The 21447-nt window shown below is 69.0% G+C and carries 19 protein-coding genes; 8 read left to right on the plus strand and 11 right to left on the minus strand.

Going from position 1 to position 21447, the window contains the following annotated elements:
* Window positions 1-112 precede the first annotated feature (112 nt).
* Entirely contained in the window at window positions 113-307 is a 195-nt protein-coding gene (locus AB0G17_RS27925) for a hypothetical protein (RefSeq protein WP_101389912.1), read from the minus strand.
* A gap of 202 nt (window positions 308-509) precedes the next feature.
* On the opposite strand from AB0G17_RS27925, the gene AB0G17_RS27930 reads away from it, so the two are divergent.
* Window positions 510-2639 carry a prolyl oligopeptidase family serine peptidase gene (locus tag AB0G17_RS27930; protein WP_361388544.1) on the plus strand — a complete coding sequence of 710 codons (2130 nt, stop codon included), beginning with the start codon at window positions 510-512 and terminating at the stop codon, window positions 2637-2639.
* 88 nt (window positions 2640-2727) lie between these two features.
* Here AB0G17_RS27930 and AB0G17_RS27935 read toward each other — a convergent pair whose 3' ends face one another.
* Window positions 2728-3792 (minus strand): hypothetical protein, encoded by a 1065-nt coding sequence (locus AB0G17_RS27935; RefSeq protein ID WP_361388547.1) that lies wholly within the window; start codon window positions 3790-3792, stop codon window positions 2728-2730.
* A gap of 449 nt (window positions 3793-4241) precedes the next feature.
* Here AB0G17_RS27935 and AB0G17_RS27940 point away from each other — a divergent pair, with 449 nt between their 5' ends.
* From AB0G17_RS27940 to AB0G17_RS27960, 5 genes are all read left to right on the plus strand, one after another.
* Entirely contained in the window at window positions 4242-5270 is a 1029-nt protein-coding gene (locus AB0G17_RS27940; RefSeq protein ID WP_361388550.1) for an ABC transporter permease, read from the plus strand.
* A gap of 29 nt (window positions 5271-5299) precedes the next feature.
* Entirely contained in the window at window positions 5300-7087 is a 1788-nt protein-coding gene (locus tag AB0G17_RS27945) for an ABC transporter substrate-binding protein (protein ID WP_361388553.1), read from the plus strand.
* A gap of 64 nt (window positions 7088-7151) precedes the next feature.
* Complete coding sequence (locus AB0G17_RS27950) at window positions 7152-8129, plus strand: ABC transporter permease (RefSeq protein ID WP_361388556.1); 978 nt, start codon at window positions 7152-7154, stop codon at window positions 8127-8129.
* 64 nt (window positions 8130-8193) lie between these two features.
* A complete protein-coding gene (locus AB0G17_RS27955) occupies window positions 8194-9261 on the plus strand; it encodes an ABC transporter ATP-binding protein (RefSeq protein WP_361388559.1) in 1068 nt (355 codons plus the stop codon).
* 26 nt (window positions 9262-9287) lie between these two features.
* The gene (locus AB0G17_RS27960; protein ID WP_361388562.1) at window positions 9288-10421 is read left to right on the plus strand and encodes a dipeptide ABC transporter ATP-binding protein; all 1134 of its coding nucleotides are present in this window, start codon (window positions 9288-9290) and stop codon (window positions 10419-10421) included.
* Window positions 10422-10628: 207 nt separating this feature from the next.
* On the opposite strand, the gene AB0G17_RS27965 is transcribed toward AB0G17_RS27960, so the two are convergent.
* From AB0G17_RS27965 to AB0G17_RS27985, 5 genes are all read right to left on the minus strand, one after another.
* Window positions 10629-11663 carry a dipeptide ABC transporter ATP-binding protein gene (locus AB0G17_RS27965; RefSeq protein WP_361388565.1) on the minus strand — a complete coding sequence of 345 codons (1035 nt, stop codon included), beginning with the start codon at window positions 11661-11663 and terminating at the stop codon, window positions 10629-10631.
* Window positions 11656-12630: an ABC transporter ATP-binding protein gene (locus tag AB0G17_RS27970; protein WP_361388568.1), complete on the minus strand. Its 975-nt coding sequence runs from the start codon at window positions 12628-12630 to the stop codon at window positions 11656-11658. The genes AB0G17_RS27965 and AB0G17_RS27970 overlap by 8 nt, the downstream gene beginning before the upstream one ends.
* A gap of 13 nt (window positions 12631-12643) precedes the next feature.
* Window positions 12644-13687, minus strand: coding sequence for an ABC transporter permease (locus tag AB0G17_RS27975; protein ID WP_361388571.1), 1044 nt, complete (start codon window positions 13685-13687; stop codon window positions 12644-12646).
* A complete protein-coding gene (locus tag AB0G17_RS27980; protein ID WP_361388574.1) occupies window positions 13680-14603 on the minus strand; it encodes an ABC transporter permease in 924 nt (307 codons plus the stop codon). The genes AB0G17_RS27975 and AB0G17_RS27980 overlap by 8 nt, the downstream gene beginning before the upstream one ends.
* Window positions 14604-14675: 72 nt before the next feature.
* Window positions 14676-16304 (minus strand): ABC transporter substrate-binding protein, encoded by a 1629-nt coding sequence (locus AB0G17_RS27985; protein ID WP_361388577.1) that lies wholly within the window; start codon window positions 16302-16304, stop codon window positions 14676-14678.
* Window positions 16305-16485: 181 nt separating this feature from the next.
* Between AB0G17_RS27985 and AB0G17_RS27990 the strand changes: the two genes are divergently transcribed.
* Both AB0G17_RS27990 and AB0G17_RS27995 read left to right on the plus strand, forming a co-directional pair.
* Complete coding sequence (locus AB0G17_RS27990) at window positions 16486-16773, plus strand: hypothetical protein (RefSeq protein ID WP_361388580.1); 288 nt, start codon at window positions 16486-16488, stop codon at window positions 16771-16773.
* On the plus strand, window positions 16770-17162 hold the full coding sequence (locus AB0G17_RS27995) for a hypothetical protein (RefSeq protein ID WP_361388583.1): 393 nt from the start codon (window positions 16770-16772) through the stop codon (window positions 17160-17162). The genes AB0G17_RS27990 and AB0G17_RS27995 overlap by 4 nt, the downstream gene beginning before the upstream one ends.
* A 110-nt stretch (window positions 17163-17272) precedes the next feature.
* Here the strand turns inward: AB0G17_RS27995 and AB0G17_RS28000 are convergent, their stop codons facing one another.
* The 4 genes from AB0G17_RS28000 to AB0G17_RS28015 are packed head-to-tail and all read right to left on the minus strand — an operon-like array spanning window position 17273 to window position 21344.
* Window positions 17273-18421: a dipeptide ABC transporter ATP-binding protein gene (locus tag AB0G17_RS28000; protein ID WP_361388586.1), complete on the minus strand. Its 1149-nt coding sequence runs from the start codon at window positions 18419-18421 to the stop codon at window positions 17273-17275.
* Window positions 18414-19469, minus strand: coding sequence for an ABC transporter ATP-binding protein (locus AB0G17_RS28005; protein WP_361388589.1), 1056 nt, complete (start codon window positions 19467-19469; stop codon window positions 18414-18416). The genes AB0G17_RS28000 and AB0G17_RS28005 overlap by 8 nt, the downstream gene beginning before the upstream one ends.
* 14 nt (window positions 19470-19483) lie before the next feature.
* A complete protein-coding gene (locus AB0G17_RS28010; RefSeq protein WP_361388592.1) occupies window positions 19484-20425 on the minus strand; it encodes an ABC transporter permease in 942 nt (313 codons plus the stop codon).
* On the minus strand, window positions 20418-21344 hold the full coding sequence (locus AB0G17_RS28015) for an ABC transporter permease (RefSeq protein WP_358836005.1): 927 nt from the start codon (window positions 21342-21344) through the stop codon (window positions 20418-20420). The genes AB0G17_RS28010 and AB0G17_RS28015 overlap by 8 nt, the downstream gene beginning before the upstream one ends.
* Window positions 21345-21447: the final 103 nt, after the last annotated feature.

The raw sequence follows: 21447 nt of genomic DNA on the forward strand, positions 1-21447 counted from the left end.
GCGGCATGCCTCGGATCCCCCGGCCGCGACGGGAGGCGTCGCGACGGTCGGAACGGGAGTGCCGGAACGGGACTGCCGGAACAGAAGTGCCGGAACGGGAGTGCCGGAACCGTCAGAACTTGATGTCGCTGATCATGCCCGCGACGTTGTTGCTGAGGTCGTTGATGGTGGGCGCCATGGACGAACTGGCGAGGTAGAACCCGAGCAAGGTGCAGACCACCGCGTGTCCGGCTTTCAGCCCGGACTTCCTGACCAGCAGGAAGACGATGATCGCCAGCAGCACCACCGCCGAAATCGAGAGTGCCACGGCGGTTCACCTCCATCTGTCGGTCGGGCAGAGCCAGTCGGTCGGGCAGAGCTACGTGCCTGGGGGCATGCAGATGTCATACCCACCCCCCACTATGGATCATAACTATCCGGCGGAACGCATTGATCGGTGCACGGGCGCACAAGGGGCGCACACCCCCCACGTACGAGCAGGTGCGGACGGGTGCCGCTAGGTTCGCCCCATGACCTCAATTGCCCCTGGGGAACCCTCGTTTCCCCGTCAGTACGCCAGGACCCAGCGCTTCACGCTCGGTGCGCCCCGCGCCTTCACGGTGGCGCCGGACGGCAGCCGGGTGGCCTTTCTGAGGGCCCCTGGGGGTACGGATCCGGCCAACAGCCTCTGGGTGCTCGATCTGGAGGACGGCGCGCGCGAACGGCTCGCGGCGGATCCCCGGGCGCTCCTCGGCGGAGCCTCTGAGGAGCTGTCGGAGGAGGAGAAGGCGCGGCGCGAGCGCAGCCGCGAGGGCGCGGCGGGCGTCGTCGGCTACGCGACGGACGCGGCGGTGGAGTTGGCCGCCTTCGCGCTCTCGGGCCGGCTGTTCACGGCCGAGCTGCGGGCCGGCACCACCCGTGAACTGCCCGTCCCCGGGCCGGTGATCGACCCCCGCCCCTCGCCCGACGGCCGCCTGGTCGCCTATGTGGTGCGGGGCGCCCTGCGGGTCACCGGGGCGGACGGCGAGGGTGACCGGGTGCTCGCCGAGCCGGAGTCGCCGGAGGTCACCTACGGTCTCGCGGAGTTCATCGCGGCCGAGGAGATGGACCGCTCGCGGGGCTACTGGTGGTCGCCCGACGGGGACGCGCTCCTGGTGGCGCGGGCCGACGAGAGCCCCGTGCGGCGCTGGTGGATCGCCGACCCGGCCAACCCCGACCGCGAGCCGCAGCGGGTCGCCTATCCGGCGGCGGGCACGCCCAACGCCGAGGTGCGGCTGTTCCGGTACGGGCTCGACGGGTCCCGGACCGAGATCGTCTGGGACCGGGTGCGCTACCCGTATCTGGCGCGGGTGCACTGGTCGGCGGCGGGCGCCCCGCTGCTCCTGGTGCAGGCGCGGGACCAGCGCCTTCAGGTGCACCTGGCCGTGGACACGGAGTCGGGGAAGACCCGGACGGTCCATGTGGACGAGGACGCGGTGTGGCTGGATCTCTTCCCCGGCGTCCCGGCCTGGGCGCCGGACGGCCGGCTGGTCCGGATCGCGGACGAGGGCGGGGCGCGCGTCCTGGCGGCGGGCGACCGTCCGCTGACCGGAGGGCAGCTGCAGATCCGGGCCGTGCTGGACATCGGAGCCGACGACATCCTGGTCTCGGCGTCGGCCGGCGAGGCGGCCCGTGCTCCCGAAACCGGGGAGATCCATGTGTACCGGGTCAATGAGCTGGGTATCGAGCGGGTTTCGGAGGGTGCGGGAGTGCACTCGGCGGTCCGGGGCGGACCGGTGACGGTTCTCACTTCGGCCCGTCCGGACAGCCCGGGCACCACGGTCCGGGTGGAGCGGGACGGCAAGACGGTCGCGGTGGTCGACTCGCACGCGGAGACTCCCGTGCTCACGGCCCGGGTCCGGCTGACCGAGGGGGGCGCACGCCGCATCCCATGCGCCGTGCTGCTCCCCGCCGATTACTCGGAGGCGGACGGTCCCCTTCCTGTCCTGATGGATCCCTACGGCGGGCCCCACGGCCAACGCGTGTACGCCGCCCACAACGCCCATCTGACCTCGCAATGGTTCGCCGACCAGGGCTTCGCGGTGATCGTGGCCGACGGGCGCGGCGCCCCCGGCCGCTCCCCCGGCTGGGAGAAGGCGATCCGGGACGACCTCACGCTCACCCTCGACGACCAGATCGAGGCGCTGCACGGCCTGGCGGGCAGCTTCCCGCTGGACCTGGGCCGGGTGGCGATGCGCGGCTGGTCCTACGGCGGCTATCTGTCGGCGCTCGCGGTGCTGCGCCGCCCCGACGTCTTCCACGCGGGGATCGCGGGCGCGCCGGTGACCGACTGGCGCCTCTACGACACCCACTACACCGAGCGCTACCTCGGCGACCCGCAAGCCGGCCCCTCGGTCTACGAGGCGAACTCGCTGGTCACCGACTCCGGGCTGTCCCAGCCGGCCGAGCAGCACCGGCCGTTGATGATCATCCACGGTCTCGCGGACGACAATGTGGTCGCGGCACACACGCTGCGGCTCTCCTCGGCCCTGCTCGCCGCCGGACGCCCCCATGAGGTGCTGCCCCTCACGGGCGTGACCCATATGACCCCGCAGGAACAAGTGGCGGAGAATCTGCTGCTGCTCCAAGTGGACTTCCTGAAGCGCTCGTTGGAGATCTGAAACCCGGGAGCCCGGACCCTGGGAGCCGGGAGCCGGGGAGCCGGGAGCCTGGAGACCCGGGCCCCGCCGCTCGCCTCCCTCGCCGCCCTCACCAGCCCGGCGGCGGTGAGGCGGGCGGCGGGGGCGGTCCGAAGCCCGGGGGCGGCGGGCCGAAGCCGCCGCCGTGGCTGTCCCTGGGCGCCTGGGGCGAGTAGGGCGCGTACGGCGGGTACTGCGGCTGCCAGGGCGACCCGGCCGCGTCCGCCGGGTCCTCGGGGCCGCGCCTGGCGAGCACCGGGACCAGCAGGAGCCCCACGACCAGCTGGAAGAACCACGTCAGCACCTGCAACTGGACGGCGGTGTCCAAGTGGCCGAAGCGGTCGAGCAGTTCGAACCGTACGGCCAGGCTGATCCCGACGCCGCCGGAGGCGGCCAGGATCGCGGCGGCTGTCAGGCCGAGCGGCCGTACGTGGACGGCTCGCGCGAGGCCGCCGGCCGCGGCCGTCAGCGCGATCGCCACCAGGACGACCGCCATCCAGCCGCCCGGCACCCAGAGCAGGGGCAGGCGCTTGCCGCTGAACCGCGCCCGGTACTCCTCGCCGGGGAGTTCCACGGCCCAGTAGATCTCCCAGGCCAGCCCCACCAGACCGGCGGCGCCGAGCAGCACGAACGCGGTGAGCGCGGCGCCCGCGCCCGGCCGGGCCGCCGGGCGCGGCCCCGGGGCGCCGTCGGGCCTGCGTCCGGCGGCGGCCGTGATCACCAGGGCGAGCCCGGCCGCCAGCGCCGCGAAGGTGCTGAGCAGCGCCCGCCGGTGCAGATCGTGCAGGGCGGTCGAGTCCGTCCAGTCGTCGTGGTGGAGCACCCACAGGGACGACACCCGCAGCGCCGCGGTGACGGCCCCGACGCAGCACAGCACGGCCGCGGCGGCCGGTGAGCGGGGCACGACCGCGGCCGCCACCGCGTAGACCACGAGGAGGACGAGGTCGAGGACGCCGGTGGTCAGCGGGGTGCCGCCGTGCTTGGGCGCGCCGGACCAGAACCACCACAGGTCGGCCAGGCTGCGGGCGGCCTGGACGTCACGGGCGAGCCAGGCGGCGGTCAGCACGGCGAGGAAGGCGCACAGGACGGCCCCGGTCAGCCGGGCCCCGGCCGTGAGTGTCTGTGGCTGCGTCATGCCCCTTGCCGTCCCCCCGGTTGGCGTACGAGCGAGCGCCTGCTCGGGCGAATCCTCCACCCGCGGTGCTCGGATGGACAAGAGGGGGTGCGTGGCTCGGTCGGGGCGGAGGCGGCCGGCCGGGGCGGTCTGGCCACCCCGGTCGGCCTACGGCACCCGCACGGCCGTACGGTGTTCAGCGTGACGCGTTCGTATATCGGTGATGCGTCAGTCAAGTTGCCTGCTTGTTAACGAAATTGATGGGCATTTATGGAGCCATGTCGCCCGCTCCGCCGCCCTGTCAAGCACGCAGTCGCCTCGATGTGCGAAATCTTGTGCCAAGTTCTCCCGTGATCACACACCAGCATGCTCAAACCCCTTGACGCACAAGGCCGGGCCCATGAATGTTCCGGTCAATCAATGACGCCTTCGGGCGCCGTTCGACTCTCTCGGTGCGGGGGCTATCCGCGATGACGAGTTCAACCCAGGCCGCCACAGAACCAACTGATCCTCTTCCGCCTGGCGGGGATTCCGGTACGGGCACGGGACTGACGGCGACCGAACTCATGGGACGCTCTCCCGGCCGCCTCGCATGGGCGCGGTTCAAACGCGACCGGGTGGGCATCGCCTGTGCCGTCACGGTGCTCGCCTTCATTCTCATCGCTTTCGCGGCACCCTTGATCGCGAAGCTGTACGGGAAAGATCCTTATCAGCTCTACGGCCAGGACCGCGGGCTGCTGAACAGCTACGGCATTCCGCTGAAACCCAACGGCGGTATCGACGGCGACTTCTGGTTCGGCGTCGAACCGAACCTGGGCCGCGATGTGTTCACGCTGCTGATCTACGGGATCCGCACCTCGCTGTTCATCTCGCTGGCGGTCACTGTGGTCTCGGTCGCCACCGGGGTGCTGATCGGCCTGGTCCAGGGCTATCTGCACGGCAAGGTCGACTACTTCCTGGGCCGGTTCTCGGACCTGATGCTGTCGTTCCCGCAGCAGCTCTTCTTCATCGCCTTCACCCCGGTGATCGTCGCGCTGTTCGTCTCGCCCCGGGACGAGGAGCCCACGTACGTACGTATCGTGGCGCTGATCCTGGTGCAGTTCCTGCTCGGGTGGATGGTGGTGGGCCGGCTCGTGCGGGCCCAGGTGCTCTCGCTGCGCGAGCGCGAGTTCATCGAGGCGGCCCGGCTGAGCGGCGCCTCGAACTGGCGGATCATCCGCAAGGAAGTCCTGCCGAACATCTGGTCGACGGTCCTCGTCCAGGCCACACTCCTTCTTCCGGCCAATGTCACGGCGGAGGCGGGACTTTCCTTTCTCGGCGTCGGCATCCAGCCGCCGACCCCGGACTGGGGTCTGCTTTTCCAGTCGGGCGCCTCGTACTTCGAGTCCGACGTCACCTTCATGTTCTTCCCCGGCATCGCGATGCTGATCTTCGTCGTCGCCTTCAACCTGCTCGGGGATTCGGTCCGGGACGCACTCGACCCCAAGACCGTCCGCTGAACCGTCCACATCCTGACAGGCAGGAATCAATGAGAATTCGCAAGGCGCGCTACGCCTCCGCGTTTCTGGCGGCAGGGGCATTGACACTCACGGCCGCGTGCAGCAGCGGTGGGTCCGACGACGGCAAAAAGGGTTCCGGCGGCGACGGCGGCAAAAAGGCGTCGGTGCAGAACTTCGGCATCGGCACCAAGGCCGACTCCACCGGCCCGGCGGTTCCCGTCGACGGAGCCAAGCCGGGCGGCACGGCCTACGACCTGGACCAGGCGGGCTTCGACTATCTCGACCCGGGCCAGCAGTACGTCAGCGACATGCTCTCGCTCCAACTGCTCTACAACCGCTCGCTGACCGGCTACAAGATCGACGCCAAGACCGGAAAAACGATTCTGGTCGGCGACCTCGCCACCGACACCGGCACCTCCTCGGACGGCGCCAAGACCTGGACGTACACGCTCAAGGACAACCTGAAGTTCGAGGACGGCACGCCGATCACGTCCAAGGACATCAAGTACGGCATCGAGCGGCTCTTCGCGGACTACCAGACGCAGGGCCCGCAGTACGTCCAGAAGTGGATGTTCGGCCCCGACTACCGCAAGGCCTACACGGGCCCGTACGCCGGCAAGGAGCTGCCCGACACCGTCCTGGCGACGCCCGACGACAAGACCATCGTCTTCCACTTCAAGGACGCCCACGCGGACGCCCCGTACGCGATGTCGATGCCGAACGTGTCGCCGGTGCCCAAGGCCAAGGACGACAAGCAGAAGTACAACAACCACCCGGTCGCCTCCGGCCCGTACAGGATCGCGGACTACAAGCCGGGCAAGTCGCTGTCCTTCGTGCGCAACACCAACTGGGACCCCAAGAGCGACCCGATCCGCAACGCCTACCCCGACAAGTGGGAGTTCCAGCTCGGCATCGCCGAGCCGGGCCTCACCAACCGGATGGCCGCCCAGTCCGGGCCCGACAAGTACGCCGTGAACATGTCCGGCTCCGCCGACCCGTCGAAGATGCAGACGCTGACGACGGACTCGCAGTACAAGTCGCGGACGGTCAACGAGTACCAGCCGTACGTCGAGGTCATGAACATCAACACCAAGCGGATCACCAACCCCAAGGTCCGCCAGGCGATCATGTACGCCTTCCCGATGCAGCAGGTGCAGCAGGCGTTCGGCGGCGGTGCGCAGGGTGAGCTCGGCACCACGCTGATCAGCCCGACGGTGGCCGGCTGGCAGAAGTTCGACCCGTTCGGCAAGCTCGCCAAGCCCATGGGCGACCCGGAGAAGGCCAAGGCGCTCCTGAAGGAGGCCGGGGTCACCACGCCGGTCAAGCTCTCCTACGCGTACGCCAACACCCCGCGCTGGCAGAACGTCTCGCTGACCCTGCAGAAGGCGCTGGAGAAGGCCGGCTTCCAGGTGGAGCGCAAGGCCATCGACCCGACCTCGTACTACACGGTGGTCGGCAAGGTGAACACGCCGTACGACATCTACCGCACCGGCTGGGGCGCCGACTGGCCGAGCGCCTCGACCGTGGTCCCGCCGACCATGGACGGCCGCAACCTCCAGGACGGCACCAACAACTACGCGTTCCTGAACGACCCGAAGGTGAACTCCGAGATCGACCGGATCATGGCGCTCACCGACATCAGCAAGCAGAACGACGAGTGGCGCAAGCTCTCCGAGTACGTGCTGCAGAGCGACACCTCGCAGATCCCGTTCATCTACGACAAGTACTTCAACCTGCATGGCGACGGCCTCGGCGGCGTCACCTACAACCAGGTCTTCGGCACCATCAACCCGAGCACCATCTTCGTGAAGCAGTAGCAGTGGCGGCCCGGTCCCCGGCCCGGCTCACGGGCCGGGGACCGCATACAGACGGAAGAGTCCGATGCTCCGTTTCCTCGTGCGACGACTGCTCGGCGCCGCGGTCATCCTGCTGCTGATCAGCGCCATCACCTACTTCCTCTTCTTCTTCCTGCCCTCCGACCCCGCGCTGCTCTCGTGCGGCAAGAACTGCGACCCGCAGAACGTCGCGCTGATCCGCAAGAACCTGGGGCTCGACCATCCGATCTGGGTGCAGTACTGGCACTTCATGGTGGGCATCTTCGCCGGGCGCGACATGCCCGTCGGGCACTGCCCGGCGCCCTGCTTCGGCTACTCCTTCGCCGACCAGCAGCTGGTGTGGAACACCATCTCCGACCGCTATCCCACGACGCTCTCGCTGGGTGTCGGCGGCGCCGCGATCTTCCTGACCGTCGGCGTCGGCCTCGGCCTGGTCTCCGCCTGGCAGCAGGGCAAGCTCTTCGACCGGGTCGCGAGCGCGGCCTCGCTGCTCGGCCAGTCCGTGCAGATCTACTTCATCGGCCCGATCGCGATCCTGCTGCTCTCCACCAAGGTCCATCTCTTCGACCGCGGCCACGACCCCGACTGGGCCGGGGACCCGGCCGGTTCGGTGGCCGGACTGCTGCTGCCCTGTCTGATCCTGTCGGTGATCTTCTGGTCGAACTACAGCAGACAGACCCGCTCGCTGATGGTCGAGCAGATGTCGGAGGACCACATCCGCGCGGCCCGCGCCAAGGGCATGAGCTCGCGCTACGTCTTCCTGCGGTACGCGCTGCGCGGTGCGATGGCCACCGTCATCACCATCTTCGGCGTCGACCTCAGCGCGGTGCTCGGGGGCGCGATCATCACCGAGGTCACCTTCGGCCTCCACGGCCTCGGCTCGCTCTCGGTGCAGGCCGTGCTCCGCAGCGACCTGCCGCTGGAGATGGCCGTGATGCTCATCGGCGCCACGATCATCGTCCTCTGCAACATCGTCGTCGACATGGCGTACGCCTTCATCGACCCGCGGATCCGGCTCTCCTGAGCGCGTGCCGACCCTCACGGTCCCGGAACCCCGGGGCCCAGGAACCTCCGGAGGAGAACCGTCCGTGAGCACCCTCAGCCAGCCCGAGGCGCAGCCGGTCGCCGAAGCGTCCCGCGGCTTCCTCTCGGTCCGTGACCTGTACGTCCACTTCGCCACCGAGGACGGCACCGTCAAGGCCGTCGACGGGCTCTCGTTCGACCTGGCGCGCGGCTCGACGCTGGGCATCGTCGGCGAGTCGGGCTCCGGCAAGTCCGTCACCAACCTCGCCGTCCTCGGTCTGCACAACCCGCGCAACACCACGATCCGGGGCGAGATCCTGCTCGACGGGCAGGAGCTGACCGGCGCCTCGGAGCGCCGGCTCGCCCAGCTGCGCGGCAAGAAGATGGCGATGATCTTCCAGGACTCGCTGGCCGCGCTCTCGCCGTACCACACCGTGGGCCGCCAGATCGCCGAGCCGTACATGAAGCACATGGGCGCCTCCCGCAAGGAGGCCCGCGAGCGCGCGGTCCAGATGCTCGGCAAGGTCGGCATCCCACAGCCCAAGCTGCGGGTCGACGACTATCCGCACCAGTTCTCGGGCGGGATGCGCCAGCGCGCGATGATCGCGATGGCGCTGGTCTGCGACCCGGAGCTGATCATCGCGGACGAGCCGACGACCGCGCTCGACGTGACCGTCCAGGCGCAGATCCTCGACCTGCTCAAGGACCTCCAGCAGGAGACCGGCTCCGCGATCATCATCATCACCCACGACCTCGGCGTGGTGGCCAAGACCGCGGACGACGTGATGGTGATGTACGCGGGCCGCTGTGTGGAGCGCGGCACGGTCCGGGAGATCATGCGCGCGCCCCGCCACCCGTACAGCTGGGGGCTGCTCGGCTCGATCCCCCGGCTCGACTCGCCCGTCGACCTGCCGCTGGTGCCGATCCCGGGGGCGCCGCCGAGCCTGCTCGCGCCGCCGCCGGGGTGCCCCTTCCATCCGCGGTGCGCCTTCCCGGACCAGGTCGCGGGCGGTGCGTGCCGCAGCGACCGCCCGGTGATCCCGGACGACGAGCCGCACGGGGCCGCCTGCCATCTGACGCCCCATCAGAAGGCCACCATCTTCGCCGAGCAGATCCAGCCGCGGCTGCGCTGACGCCGACCAGGAGTCGAGAACACATCATGAGCGAACAGCTGAGCCTCACCAAGGTGCCGGTCCCGCGCGACCAGGAGGGATCCGGTCCGTCCGCGCCGCTGCTCGAAGTGGCCGGACTGGTCAAGTACTTCCCGATCACCAGCGGTCTCGTCCTCAGACGCCACGTCGGGGACGTACGCGCGGTGGACGGCGTCGACTTCACCATCGGGCAGGGCGAGAGCCTGGGCCTGGTCGGCGAGTCGGGGTGCGGCAAGTCGACCACCGGCCGGCTGATCACCCGCCTCCTCGAACCGACCCGGGGCACCATCACGTACGAGGGCCGGGACATCAGCCACGCCACGCGCAAGGAGCTGGCGCCGATCCGGTCCGAGATCCAGATGATCTTCCAGGACCCGTTCGCCTCGCTCAACCCGCGTCAGACGGTCGGCGACATCATCTCCAACCCGATGGCCGTCAACGGCGTCAATCCGCCGGGCGGCCGCGAGAAGCGGGTGCGCGAGCTGCTGGAGATCGTCGGGCTCAACCCCGAGCACTACAACCGCTTCCCGCACGAGTTCTCCGGCGGCCAGCGCCAACGCATCGGCGTGGCCCGGGCGTTGGGCCTGCGGCCCCGGCTGATCGTGGCGGACGAGCCGGTCTCCGCGCTCGACGTGTCGATCCAGGCGCAGGTGGTCAACCTGCTCCAGAACCTCCAGCGGGAGATGGGGATCGCGTTCCTGTTCGTCGCCCACGACCTGGCGATCGTGCGGCACTTCTCGCAGCGGGTGGCCGTGATGTACCTGGGCCGCATCGTCGAGATCGGCGACCGGGCCTCCATCTACGAGCGGCCCCGCCACCCCTACACGCACGCGCTGCTCTCCGCCGTGCCGGAGGCGGTGGTGGACGACGAGGGCGAGGGCCGCGAGCGGATCCGGCTCGCCGGTGACGTGCCGTCCCCGATCGACCCGCCGTCGGGGTGCCGGTTCCGTACGCGGTGCTGGAAGGCGGCCGAGCGCTGCGCCTCGCAGACACCGCCGTTGGTACGGCTTGAGGGCAACCGGGAGGGGCATCTGACCGCGTGCCATTTCCCCGAGGAACCGACGGTCGCGGCGCGGGACGAGGACGTGGTGCTCGATCCCGCGCTCGCCGCGATCGAGGAGGCGACGGACACAGCCCATTGACCCGAGTTCGTAGTGCCTCCGCTCGGGCCGGGGCCCGCGTCCGTACACCCCAGTCACCACCGCGGGCGCGGGCCTTGGCGTGTGTACGGATCCTTCACCTGCGGGCCGGTGGGGGCTGGTCGCGCAGTTCCCCGCGCCCCTCACATGCTCGGCTTCGCCATCGCACTCGCCCGTACCCCCGGCCCACCACCGGGCCGCGGCCCAAACTCACTCCGGTGGCACTACCTGCTTCTCCTCCGCGAAGTGGCAAGCCGAAGGGTGGTGGGCCGGGCCCTCCAGCAGCTTGAACACCGCCGGGACCGCCAGCTCCGGCACCTCCAGGGCGCACCGCTCCTGCGCCTTCCAGCACCGCGTGCGGAACCGGCAGCCCGACGGGATGTTCGCCGGGGACGGCACATCGCCGGTCAGGATGATCCGCTCCCGGTGCTCGCGCGCCGACGGATCCGGCACCGGCACCGCGGAGAGCAGCGCCTGGGTGTACGGGTGCGTCGGATGGTCGTAGATCTCCGCGTCCCGGCCGATCTCCACGATCCGGCCGAGGTACATCACCCCGACCCGGTCGGAGATGTGCCGCACGATCGACAGGTCGTGCGCGATGAAGACGTACGACAGGGAGAACTCGCTCTGCAGGCGCTCCAGGAGGTTGACCACCTGCGCCTGGACCGAGACGTCGAGCGCGGACACCGGCTCGTCCGCCACGATGATCTCGGGTTGCAGGGCCAGCCCCCGCGCGATGCCGATGCGCTGGCGCTGGCCGCCGGAGAACTGGTGCGGGTACCGGTTGATGTACTCCGGGTTGAGGCCCACGACGTCCAGCAGGTCCTGCACCTTGCGGCGCCGGTCGCCCTTGGGAGCCACCTCGGGGTGGATCTCGTACGGCTCACCGATGATGTCCCCGACCGTCATCCGCGGGTTCAGGGACGTGTACGGGTCCTGGAACACCATCTGGATGTTGCGGCGGACCGCGCGCAGCGCCTTGCCGGACATCTTCGTGATGTCCTGGCCCTTGTACTTGATCCGGCCCGCCGTCGGCCGCTCCAGGTTCACCAGCATCCTGGCGACCGTCGACTTGCCGCAGCCGGACTCCCCGACGATGCCGAGGGTCTCCCCGGCCGCCAGGTCGAAGGAGACCCCGTCGACCGCCTTCACCGCGCCGACCTGCTTCTTGAAGAGGATGCCCTGGGTCAGCGGGTAGTGCTTGACCAGGTCGCGCACCTCCAGAATCGCCTCCGCCTCAGCCATGGAGGCACTCCTTCCAGAAGTGGCACGCGCTCCTGCGGCCCTCGGAGACGTGCGCCAGCGGCGGGACGTCCGTACGGCACACGTCCTGCGCCATCGGGCAGCGCGGATGGAAGGCGCAGCCCGAGGGGATGTGCATCAGGTTCGGCGGCAGGCCCTTGATCGCGTACAGCTCCTGGCCCTTCTGGTCCAGGCGCGGGATCGATTCGAGCAGACCCTTGGTGTACGGGTGCGCGGGCGCCTGGTAGATCTCGTGGACCGGCGCCTCCTCGACGATCCGGCCCGCGTACATCACCGCGATCCGGTCCGCGACGTCCGCGACCACCCCGAGGTCGTGGGTGATCAGGATCAGCCCCATGTTCATCTCGCGCTGGAGCTCCGCGAGCAGCTCCATCACCTGGGCCTGGACGGTCACGTCGAGCGCGGTGGTCGGCTCGTCCGCGATGATCAGCGCGGGCTCCAGGGCCATCGCCATGGCGATCATGATGCGCTGGCGCATACCGCCCGAGAACTGGTGCGGATACTGCCCGACCCGCTCCTTGGCGGCCGGGATCCGCACCCGGTCCATCAGCTCGACGGCCTTGGCCTTCGCCTCCGTACGGGACATCCCCCGGTGCACCGTGAACATCTCGCCGAGCTGCGCGCCCACGCTGAGCACCGGATTGAGCGAGGACAGCGCGTCCTGGAAGATCATCGCCATCCCGGAGCCGCGCACCTTGCGCCGCTCGTCCTCCTTGAGTCCCAGCAGGTCCCGGCCCTGGAAGACGATCTCGCCGCCGGTGATCCGGCCCGGCGGCATGTCCAGGATCCCCATCACGGCCTGTGCGGTCACCGACTTGCCGGAGCCGGACTCGCCGAGCACGGCCAGCGTCTCCCCGGCCGCCACCGAGTAGGTGACCCCGTTGACGGCCTTGGCGATCCCGTCCCTGGTCCTGAACTCGACCTGGAGGTCGCGCACTTCGAGCAGCATGGCGTCCAACTCCTCAGCGCAGCTTGGGGTCGAGGGCGTCGCGCACCGCGTCGCCGAGCATGATGAACGCGAGCACCGTGACCGCCAGCGCCCCGGCCGGCCACAGCAGCATGTGCGGCGCGTTGCGGATGTACTGGGAGGCGGCCGAGATGTCGATGCCCCAGGAGACGGACGGCGGCTTCAGCCCCACGCCGAGGTAGGAGAGCGTGGCTTCGAGGGAGATGTACGTGCCGAGCGCGATGGTCGCCACGACGATCACCGGGGCCACCGCGTTGGGCGTGATGTGGCGCAGCAGCATGCGGGAGTTGGAGGCGCCGAGCGCGCGGGCCGCCTGGACGTAGTCGTTCTGTTTGGCGGTGATCACCGAGCCGCGCGCGATGCGGGCGATCTGCGGCCAGCCGAGCAGGATCATGAAGCCGATCACGGGCCAGACGGTGGTCGAGGTGATGACGGACAGGAACACCAGACCGCCCAGGACCACGGGGATGCCGAAGAAGATGTCGGTGATCCGGGAGAGCAGCGCGTCCCAGCCGCCGCCGAAGAACCCGGCGAGACCGCCCAGGAACGAGCCGATGAGCGCGACCCCGAGGGTGGTGCAGACGCCGACCGTGACCGAGGTGCGCGCCCCGTAGACGGTCCGGGTGTAGACGTCGCAGCCCTGGCCGTCGTAGCCGAAGGGATGGCCGGGCCGGGAGCCCAGCTGCGCCTTGGAGAGGTCGCACTTGAGCGGGTTGCCGGAGGCGATCAGGGACGGCCACAGCGAGATGACGACCAGGAAGAGGATGATCAGGCCGGAGATGATGAAGACGGGGTTGCGCCGCAGGTCCCGCCAGGCGTCGCCCCAGAGGCTGCGCGGCTTGCCGGCCGGGCCGGTGCCTTCCGGGCCGCCAGGAGCCCGTCCGCCGGGGGCGGCTGATGTCTGCTGCTCGAGGGTCGCGCCCTCGCTGATCGCGAGGTCCATGGGGCCGCTGGTGCCGGTGGGGGCGATGGCTCCCTGGCCGACGCCGCCGGCGCCGGTCGCGGAGATCGCACCTTCGTCGAAGTCGGGCTCAGGCATAGCGGATCCTCGGGTCGAGTACGGCGTACAGGAGGTCGACGACGAGATTCGCCACCAGGAACACCAGCACCAGAACGGTCACGAAGCCGACGACGGTCTGGGTGCTCTGGCGCAGGATGCCCTGGTAGAGCTGGTAGCCGACGCCGTGGATGTTGAAGATCCGCTCGGTCACGATCGCCCCGCCCATCAGGGCGCCCACGTCCGTACCGATGAAGGTGACCACCGGGATCAGCGAGTTGCGCAGCAGATGCCGGGTGATGACACGGCTTCTGGGCAGGCCCTTGGCGATGGCGGTACGGACGTAGTCGGCGCGGGAGTTCTCCGCGATCGAGGTCCGGGTGAGCCGGGTGACGTACGCGAGCGAGACCGAGGCGAGAACCAGGCCGGGGATGAGGAGCTCGTTGAACGGGGCCTCCGGGGACACCGAGGGCTTGATCCATCCCCACTCGACGCCGAGCAGCAGCTGGAGCACCAGACCGGTGACGAAGGTCGGGATGGCGATGACGACGAGGGTGAGGATCAGTACGGCGGTGTCGACGGGGCGGCCGCGCCGCAGGCCGGTGATCACGCCGAGGGTGATGCCGATGACGATCTCGAAGAGGATGGCGATGATCGTGAGCCGGATGGTCACGGGGAAGGCGGTCGACATCAGCTCGGTGACCTTCTGGCCGTTGAACGCGGTCCCGAAGTCACCGGTGAACACGTTCCCCATGTACGTCGCGTACTGCTGCCAGACCGGCTTGTCGAGGCCGAACTCCCGCTTGAGGCGGGTGGCGGTCGCCGGGTCGCACGCCTTGTCGCCGCACAGGCCCGCGATGGGGTCGCCCATCACGTTGACCATCAGGAAGATCAGCAGTGTGGCGCCGAAGAAGACCGGGATCATCTGCAGCAGACGCCGGATCACATAACGTCCCATGAACCGCTCCGAGAGTCTGGGAAGAGGTCCGGCCCGGCGCGCGGGGAGCGCCGGGCCGCACCTCCGCCGGCGTCAGCTGACCTTGATCTCGTTGTAGACGGGGACGCTGAACGGGTTCAGCGCGACGTTGGAGACCCGGGACGAGTAGCCGGCGCTGCCGTTCTGGTACCAGAGCGGGATGGCGCCCATCTGGTCCCGCAGCACTCCTTCGGCCTTCTGGAACAGGTCGATGGCCTTGCCCTTGTCCGTCTCGGCGTTGGCCTCGTCGACCAGCTTGTCGAACTCGGCGTTGGTCCACTTGCCGTCGTTGGAGGAGGCGTTGGTGTAGTAGAGCGGCTGGAGGAAGTTCTGGATCAGCGGGTAGTCCATCTGCCAGCCCGCCCGGAACGGCCCGGACATCTTGCTCTGGGTGATCTGGTTGCGGAAGTCGGCGAAGGTGCCGACCGGGTTGCCCACGCACGCCCGGTCGTTGCCCATCGCGTTGTTGACGCTGTTGCAGATGGCGTCGATCCACTCCTTGTGCGAGCCGGTGTCCGCGTTGTACGAGATCTTCACCTGGCCGCCGGGGATGCCGCCGCCTTCCTCGATGAGCTTCTTCGCCTGCGCCGGGTCGTACTTGCAGGCGTCGCCGCAGAGCCCGGACTTATAGCCGCCCGACGCGCCGAGCACCGGCGAGGTCCAGTCGGTGGCCGGGGTGCGGGTCTTCTGGAAGATGGTGTCGGTGATCTGCGCGCGGTTGATCGCCATCGACAGGCCCTTGCGGACCTTCGCCGCGCCCGGGGTGTTCCAGGCGTCGTCGTAGTACGGGAACGCGAGCGTCTGGATGATCCCGGCCGGGGTGTTGATGTACCGCCCGTCGAGGTCCGCCTTGACGTTCTTGAGCTGCGAGGCGGGCACGTCGTCGACGAGGTCGAGGTTGCCGGCGGTCAGATCGGTGTAGGCGGTGTTGTTGTCGGTGTAGACCTTGAGGTCGACCCCGCCGTTCTGCGCCTTGTCGGAGCCCGGGTAGCCGTCCCACTTGCGCATCTCCAGCTTGGAGCCCTTGGTGTACGAGTTCACCGTGTACGGGCCGTTGCCGACGGGCTTGGACAGCCAGGCGGAGTGGTCGTCGAAGAACGCCTTGGGCAGCGGGGCGAAGGCGGCGTAGCCGAGGGTGTCGGGCCAGGTGGAGAACTTCTGGTTGAGCTTGACGGTGAAGGTGCGCTCCCCGGTGACGATCAGCCCGGACAGCGTGTCGGCGCTGGGGTCGCCCTTGTCGGGGTGGACCTTGTCGTACCCCTCGATGTACCCGAAGAAGTAGGCGTTCTTCTGGTTGTGCTTGAGGTTGGCGCCGTAGTTCCAGGCGTCCACGAACGACTTGGCGGTCACCTTCTCGCCGTTGGAGAAGGTCCAGCCGTCCTTGACGGTCACCTTGAAGGTGGTCGAGTCGGTGGTCTCGATCTTCTCGGCGAGCATGTCCTTGGCGGCGCCGGTCTTCGAGTCGTAGCGCTTGAGCCCCCGGAAGAGCATGTCGAGGACCTTGCCGCCCTGCACCTCGTTGGTGTTGGCGGGCTCCAGCGGGTTCTGCGGATCACCCCAGGACGAACTCACGATGCCGGAGGCACCACCGCCGCCGCCGCTGTCTCCGCCCCCGCAGGCCGTCGCCGCGAGGGCGACGGCCGCCGCACATGCGGCCCACTTGGCATGCGTGGCTCCGCGCATGGAGTCCTCCTAGGGTCCCAAGTCTCACTTAGGCCCAAATATCACCCTGGAAGAGGACAAACTGCACGCCCACCGCGCCCGTTCGGGCGGGCGGATCGGGCCGGCCGGGAGGCGCGACGCACTGGTGTACTGAAAGTGGAGAAATGGTACACCTGGGCGATCTCCGGGGTACCTTGGAGCCATGGCTGATTCGACCATCAAGGTGCCCGAGGCCACACGCGACCACCTCGCCGCCCTCGCCAAGGAGCGCGGGACGACGATAGGAGCGCTGGTCGCCTCCCTGGCCGCCGAGCAGCTGACCGCCGAGCAGACCCGGGCCCGGGTCGCCGAGGCACGCCGGATTCTGCGCGAGCGCATGCACTCCACGCTCACGGACGAGGAATTCGACGCCACACCGCACGCGCTGGACCGCGTCTACGAGATCGCCCGGCAGAAGACCCAGGAGATCCTGCGGGGCAACGCCGCGTGATCATCCTCGACACCAGCGCCGTACTGGCGCTGGCGCGCGGGCACCGGAAACTGGAACGGGTGGCGGAGAACGCCGCCGCGTCCTCCTTCCGCCACCTCCTGATCCCGGCGCTCTGCCTGATGCAGGCCGAAATCGACGACGCGGGCTCCGGCATGAACGCCCTGGCCCTGCCGGGTATCGACATCGACCCGCTCGACACGGTCGGCTCGGTCGCCGTCGCGGCGATGGTCCGCGACGGGCTGGGCGGACCCGATGTCTGCCACGCCCTGTACACCGCCCTGCCAAGCCCCCAACGCCCCCAGACCGACCTCATCCTCACCGGCCGGGAGGACGACTACCCGCCGGGCACGGTCACCGTCGCCATCGACGACGAGCGGCTCGACGACTGAGGGGCGGCGGCCTGCCCGGCCGTGGAGGGCGGACCGCCGGGTACGCGGAAGGGGCGCCCGGGACCGTGAGGTTCCGGGCGCCCCTTCCGTACGACGCGGGTGGGACGCGGTCAGGCCGCGCCCACCACGTCCTTCTCCTCGGCGAAGTGGCACGCCGACTCGTGCGCGACCGGGCCGTCCTGACCCTGGAAGCGCACGGGCACGGCGAGCAGCGGCTCCTCGGTGGCGCAGCGCTCCTCCGCCTTCCAGCAGCGGGTGCGGAAGCGGCAGCCCGACGGCGGGTTGGCCGGCGACGGGACGTCACCGGTGAGGATGATCCGCTCACGGTGCTCACGCGCGTCGGGGTCCGGCACCGGCACCGCGGAGAGCAGCGCCTGGGTGTACGGGTGCGTCGGGTGCTCGTAGATCTCCTCGTCCGAGCCGATCTCGGCCAGCTTGCCGAGGTACATCACACCGACGCGGTCCGAGATGTGCCGGACGATCGACAGGTCGTGCGCGATGAAGAGGTAGGAGAGGTTGAACTCGTCCTGCAGCTTCGCCATCAGGTTGATGACCTGCGCCTGGACCGACACGTCGAGCGCCGAGACCGGCTCGTCGCAGATGATGATCTCGGGGTTGAGCGCGAGGCCGCGGGCGATGCCGATGCGCTGGCGCTGACCGCCCGAGAACTGGTGCGGGTAGCGGTTGATGTACTCGGGGTTGAGACCCACGACGTCCAGGAGCTCCTGGACCCTGCGGCGCCGGTCGCCCTTGGGAGCCACCTCGGGGTGGATCTCGAAGGGCTCCCCGATGATGTCGCCGACCGTCATCCGCGGGTTCAGGGACGTGTACGGGTCCTGGAACACCATCTGGATGTTGCGGCGGACGGCCTTCAGCGCGCGCCCGGACAGCTTGGTGATGTCCTGGCCCTTGTAGAAGACCTCGCCGGCGGTCGCCGTCTCCAGCGTCATCAGCAGCTTGGCGACGGTGGACTTGCCACAGCCGGACTCGCCCACGATGCCGAGGGTCTCGCCCTGGTAGAGGTCGAAGGAGACCCCGTCCACGGCCTTGACCGCGCCGATCTGCTTCTTGAAGAGGATGCCCTGGGTCAGCGGGAAGTGCTTGACCAGGTTGCGCACCTGGAGAATCGGCTCGCCGCGGTCGACCTTGACGTCGAGGAGCGCCTCGACCTCGGTCGTCGTCGACGCGTCCTTCTTCACGACGTCGGTGACGCTGGGAGTCGCGTCCACGGCCTCGTCCTTCTTGGCCGGCTCAGCCATGGATCGTCTCCTTCCAGAAGTGGCAGGCGCTGCCGCGCCCGGTCAGGACCGTGCCGTCGGCCTCGGTGACCTGGTGCAGCGGCGGCGTGTCCGTACGGCAGACGTCGTCCGCCTTGGGGCAGCGCGGGTTGAAGGCGCAGCCCGAGGGCACCTTGAGCAGGTTGGGCGGCAGGCCCTTGATCGCGTACAGCTCCTGGCCCTTCTGGTCCAGGCGCGGGATCGAGTCGAGCAGACCCCGGGTGTACGGGTGCGCCGGGCGCTTGTAGAGCTCGTGCACCGGTGCGGTCTCCACGATCCGGCCCGCGTACATCACGGCGATCTTGTCCGCGACGTCGGCGACCACGCCGAGGTCGTGGGTGATCAGGATCAGGCCCATGTGGTACTCGCGCTGGAGCTCCGCGAGCAGGTCCATGACCTGCGCCTGGACCGTCACGTCGAGCGCGGTGGTCGGCTCGTCCGCGATGATCAGGTCGGGCTCCAGGGCGAGCGCCATCGCGATCATGATGCGCTGGCGCATACCGCCGGAGAACTGGTGCGGGTAGTCGTTGACCCGTGCCCCGGCGGCGGGGATCTTGACCTTGTCCATCAGCTCGATGGCCTTGGCCTTGGCCTCCTTGCGGGAGGCGCCCTGGTGAACCCGGAACATCTCGCCGAGCTGGTAGCCGACGGTGAGCACCGGGTTGAGGGAGGAGAGCGCGTCCTGGAAGATCATCGCGATCTTCTGGCCGCGGATCTTCCGCCGCTCCTCGCCGGACATCTTCAGCATGTCCTTGCCGCGGAACAGGATCTCGCCCTGCGGGATGCGGCCCGGCGGCATGTCCAGGATGCCCATGATCGCCTGCGCGGTCACGGACTTGCCCGAGCCGGACTCGCCGAGGACGGCGAGGGTCTCGCCGGCCGAGACGGTGTAGTTGACGCCGTTGACGGCCTTGGCGATGCCGTCCCGGGTGTGGAACTCGACGTGCAGGTCGCGGACTTCGAGGAGCGGCGCGGAGTCGCCCTCGGAACGCGGGGCGGGTACACCCGCCGTTTTCTCAATGATGGTCATGGAGTACGCCCTCCCTAGCGCATCTTCGGGTCGAAGGCGTCGCGGACCACGTCGCCGAGCATGATGAACGCCAGCACGGTGATGCTGAGCACGGCGGCGGGGAAGAGCAGGGCGTGCGGGGAGGTCAGGAACCGGTCCTGCACGTCACTGATCATCAGGCCCCAGGAGATGTTGGGGTGCTGGATGCCGATGCCGAGGTAGGAGAGCGCCGACTCGGCCGAGATGTAGACACCGAGGTTCATCGTCGTGATGACGATGACCGGGGCGAGCGTGTTCGGCAGGATGTGCCGGAACGCGATCCGCTTGGTGTCCGCGCCCAGCGCCTTCGCCGCCATCACGTAGTCGTTGTGCTTGTTGGCGATGACCTCGCCGCGCATGATCCGGTAGACCTGCGGCCAGCCGAGCACCGCGAGGATGAACGACACGGACCAGGGGTCGCCGCCGCCGATGATCGACATGATCAGCAGCGCGCCGACGATGAGCGGCAGCGCGAAGAAGACCTCGGTGACCCGCGAGAGGATCGCGTCGATCCAGCCGCCGCGCAGACCCGCGACCATGCCGAGCAGCGCGCCGAAGAACGTCGTCATCAGCGTGGTGGCCACACCGACGATGATCGAGTTCCGGGTGCCGAAGACCGTACGCGTGTAGATGTCGCAGCCCTGGAGGTCATAGCCGAAGAGGTGACCGGAGCTGGGCGGCTCCATCGAGTTCTGCAGCTGGCAGAAGCCGTCGCTGAAGGGGCTGCGCGAGGTGAAGAGCCCGGGGGCGATCGCCAGCGCCAGCAGGATCACGATGACGAAGCCGGAGATGAGGAACATGGGCCGCTTGCGCAGGTCCATCCAGCCGTCGCGCAGCAGGCTCGCCTGGCGGGCCGCCGCCTTGTCCTCGGCCTCGGCCGCCTTGTCGCTCACCGTCGCGTCGGCCTGGGCGGCCTTCTCCATGGTCTTCTCACTCATAGCGAATCCTCGGGTCGAGCACGGCGTAGAGAAGGTCTACGACGAGATTGGCCACCAGGTAGATCAGGACGAGCAGGGTGACGATGCCGACCACCACGGGACGCTCGCGCAGGTAGACGGACTGGGCCAGCTGTCCGCCGATACCGGGCAGGTTGAAGACCCGCTCCGTGATGATCGCGCCACCCATCAGCGCACCCAGGTCCATGCCCAGGAAGGTGACGACGGGGATGAGCGAGTTGCGCAGCGTGTGGATGCCGATCACCCGGCGCCGGGGCAGACCCTTGGCGATCGCGGTGCGCACGTAGTCCGCGCGGATCGACTCCATCATGCTCGCGCGGGTGAGCCGCGCGATGTACGCCATGGAGGTCGAGGCCAGCACGAAGGCGGGCAGGACGTAGCTGGTGGGCCAGCCGTCGTCGACACCGGCGACCGGCGTGATCTTCCACTTGACGCCGAACTCCAGCTGGAGCACGTTGCCGAGGACGAACACCGGGATCGAGATCAGCAGCAGCGTGCTGATGAGGACCAGGTTGTCGAGGAACTTGCCCTTCTTCAGCGCCGCGAAGATACCCGCGACGATGCCGATGACCGCCTCGATGCCGAACGCCGTGAGCGCCAGCTTGAGGGTGATCGGGAAGCGCTCGCTGACGATCTCCGAGATCGAGCGTCCGGTGTACGTCGTACCGAGGTCACCGGTGAAGACACCACTGATGTAGTGCCAGTACTGCACGATCTTCGGGTCGTTGAGGTGGTACTGCTCGCGCAGCATCGCCGCGATGTTGGGGTCGGCGCGCTTCTCGCCCGCCAGGGCCTGGATCGGATCGCCCTTGAGTGCGAAGACCAGGTAGAAGATGAGGAACGTAACGCCTATCAGTACAGGGATCGCCTGCAAGATACGGCGCACGACGAATCGGCCCATCGGTTCTCCAGAGGGGTGCTGACTCGCCCGGTGCCGGTGAGGGGTGGCAGTGCGGACGGCTGGACGGCAGACAGGGTGGGCAGGGAGAGACCTCCAATGGACT

The sequence above is a fragment of the Streptomyces sp. NPDC023838 genome (assembly GCF_040639555.1).
Taxonomy (GTDB): domain Bacteria; phylum Actinomycetota; class Actinomycetes; order Streptomycetales; family Streptomycetaceae; genus Streptomyces.

Coding starts and splice junctions, on each gene's coding strand:
- AB0G17_RS27975 (WP_361388571.1), bottom strand. CDS start 13,687: ATGCCTGAGCCCGACTTCGACGAAGGTGCGATCTCCGCGACCGGCGCC.
- AB0G17_RS27930 (WP_361388544.1), top strand. CDS start 510: ATGACCTCAATTGCCCCTGGGGAACCCTCGTTTCCCCGTCAGTACGCC.
- AB0G17_RS28000 (WP_361388586.1), bottom strand. CDS start 18,421: ATGGCTGAGCCGGCCAAGAAGGACGAGGCCGTGGACGCGACTCCCAGC.
- AB0G17_RS27965 (WP_361388565.1), bottom strand. CDS start 11,663: ATGGCTGAGGCGGAGGCGATTCTGGAGGTGCGCGACCTGGTCAAGCAC.
- AB0G17_RS27980 (WP_361388574.1), bottom strand. CDS start 14,603: ATGGGACGTTATGTGATCCGGCGTCTGCTGCAGATGATCCCGGTCTTC.
- AB0G17_RS27970 (WP_361388568.1), bottom strand. CDS start 12,630: ATGCTGCTCGAAGTGCGCGACCTCCAGGTCGAGTTCAGGACCAGGGAC.
- AB0G17_RS27985 (WP_361388577.1), bottom strand. CDS start 16,304: ATGCGCGGAGCCACGCATGCCAAGTGGGCCGCATGTGCGGCGGCCGTC.
- AB0G17_RS28005 (WP_361388589.1), bottom strand. CDS start 19,469: ATGACCATCATTGAGAAAACGGCGGGTGTACCCGCCCCGCGTTCCGAG.
- AB0G17_RS28015 (WP_358836005.1), bottom strand. CDS start 21,344: ATGGGCCGATTCGTCGTGCGCCGTATCTTGCAGGCGATCCCTGTACTG.
- AB0G17_RS27945 (WP_361388553.1), top strand. CDS start 5,300: ATGAGAATTCGCAAGGCGCGCTACGCCTCCGCGTTTCTGGCGGCAGGG.
- AB0G17_RS28010 (WP_361388592.1), bottom strand. CDS start 20,425: ATGAGTGAGAAGACCATGGAGAAGGCCGCCCAGGCCGACGCGACGGTG.
- AB0G17_RS27935 (WP_361388547.1), bottom strand. CDS start 3,792: ATGACGCAGCCACAGACACTCACGGCCGGGGCCCGGCTGACCGGGGCC.
- AB0G17_RS27940 (WP_361388550.1), top strand. CDS start 4,242: ATGACGAGTTCAACCCAGGCCGCCACAGAACCAACTGATCCTCTTCCG.
- AB0G17_RS27960 (WP_361388562.1), top strand. CDS start 9,288: ATGAGCGAACAGCTGAGCCTCACCAAGGTGCCGGTCCCGCGCGACCAG.
- AB0G17_RS27990 (WP_361388580.1), top strand. CDS start 16,486: ATGGCTGATTCGACCATCAAGGTGCCCGAGGCCACACGCGACCACCTC.
- AB0G17_RS27950 (WP_361388556.1), top strand. CDS start 7,152: ATGCTCCGTTTCCTCGTGCGACGACTGCTCGGCGCCGCGGTCATCCTG.